The 1,841-nt window shown below is 44.9% G+C and carries 2 protein-coding genes; both read right to left on the reverse strand.

Features of this window, described 5'->3' with window-relative positions; genetic code table 11:
* Window positions 1-125: 125 nt before the first annotated feature.
* Entirely contained in the window at window positions 126-887 is a 762-nt protein-coding gene (locus V7L97_RS12465) for an ammonia-forming cytochrome c nitrite reductase subunit c552 (protein ID WP_333656482.1), read from the reverse strand.
* A gap of 24 nt (window positions 888-911) precedes the next feature.
* On the reverse strand, window positions 912-1,769 hold the full coding sequence (locus V7L97_RS12470) for a hypothetical protein (RefSeq protein ID WP_333656481.1): 858 nt from the start codon (window positions 1,767-1,769) through the stop codon (window positions 912-914).
* Between the last annotated feature and the right edge of the window lie 72 nt (window positions 1,770-1,841).

Genomic DNA, 1,841 nt, shown 5'->3' on the forward strand with positions numbered 1-1,841 from the left:
AGTCATTTTATCTATCAGTGGATCATAGGGGTATGCATACTGGATTCTCGACTGACCCCTCCAATCCCTTAAGTTTTTGTAAAAACTTAAGGCGGGGCATCTGCCCCGCCTTTGCAGAGAGCCTGTTATTTTTTAGCCATCGCATCGGTGAGCAGCTTTATAGCCTTCTGCGATACATCCATCGATCTACCGAGTGATTCTCTTGCCTCTTCTGGATTGTGGAAACCGTCAGAGTTTTCTGCGGTCCACCATTCCCAGTTAATATGGGCAATATCATGAAGCTTCCTTGCCTCGGCAAGGACATCTTCTCCAACTCCTGCCTCCTTTGCTTTAGCATACTTATCAATCAGTTCAGCAAGCCAGAACTCTGACTTTCTCATCTTGCCTTTGATATAATCCTTTACAGAGTCTATCGCATAACGCGCTTGCTCCTCTGTCCAGCCTGAATGACACTTAAGACATGTTTCTTTTAGCTGGAATCTCGGTGTCACTGCAAAATGCGATGTATAGACCTTGCCCGTCTTTTTGTCCTTCACCTTTGGAGTATGGCAGTCATTACATCCAACCCCGACCTTGTCATGCTTGGAATTCCAGAACACTTCGGCCTCGGGATGCTGCGCCTTAATTAATGATGCGCCTGTAGTTGCATGCTTAAAGTCACGGAATCCGAGGTTATAGTAATGATCAACTATATCTGCAACCTTTTTGAATGGAAAGTGGTTTGTCCTCCTGTCAGCCATTCCAATTGCAGCGCCTGTTTTGGGGTCGTGACCTGGATTGCAATTGTATTCTACATGGCATTGACCGCACTGGAGTTTAGTATCATATTTGTCAAGAATAGCTATCTTTCTGGTATAGCCTCTTACGCCAAGATCATAAACCTTGATGCCCGTTCTTTTCGGATCTTTGTGTCAGAGCGTATCCGCTTCAGGCCTTGTCAGAGCTTCAATAAGGCCGTCCCTCACGATCCTCGGCTTTGCAGCATGAGGATCATGGCACATGTAGCAGTTAAGTGCGTGGTTGAGGTCTTTTGCAAATTCAAATACCTTTGACGTCCTTGACCATTTTGCACCTTTATCAGGGTCTCCCATATATGCCCAGTCGAGGATGTGATCTTGCGTCTTACAATTCAGACAAACAGGGTTTGCTGCTGCTGCACTCTGGGAAATAAATGCCTTATGCTCTTTTACATCTGGATATTTGTCCATTAACAAATCCCATGCCTTTGTGCCTGGTTTTGCATTTACATATTCCCACCCATTCTTTGCCTGGAACCTTCCACCGTATGCCCTGTCAACAATTAGATGGTCGATGAGCATAAAGGGATGGCTTCTTGTGAGTGCATGTTCCTTTGTAAATCCATGAGGTGCCATGAGTTTATCCCAGAATGGATTGGGCGATCTGCCGGTAAGCAGTGATTTTTCAGACCTTGCAGGCCTGTGGTAGTTCATTGTCATAAAGCTGTCATAATGCTCCTTATGACACTGCCCGCATGCCTCCCACGACAAATCAGTAACAGGTCTTGTATCCTTACCAGGAGCTTTCAAGTGCTTATCGAGTCCGCTATGACAGTTCACACAATTTATCTTTGCATGTTTGCCCATTGCGTGAAGTTCTTTAACAGGCGCATGACAGTTGTAACATGCCTCTACATCTACTGCTTTTTCTTTTGGCGCTGCTTTCTGGGCATCTGCGCTTGTGTAGTAAACTCCCCCTACAAAGGCAAGCGCCAGAACAGCCACAAATAATACATAAATCCTTTTACCCATTGCACTACCTCCTTTTGTTAGAGAATAAATTCAAATTCTGACTAACCCTCCACGAATACTTAAAAATCTTTC

Source organism: Dissulfurispira sp. (assembly GCF_036745535.1).
In the GTDB taxonomy this organism is placed as follows: domain Bacteria; phylum Nitrospirota; class Thermodesulfovibrionia; order Thermodesulfovibrionales; family Dissulfurispiraceae; genus Dissulfurispira.

Excerpts from the sequence above, each read along its gene's own strand:
- V7L97_RS12470 (WP_333656481.1), bottom strand. The coding sequence starts at position 1,769 with ATGGGTAAAAGGATTTATGTATTATTTGTGGCTGTTCTGGCGCTTGCC.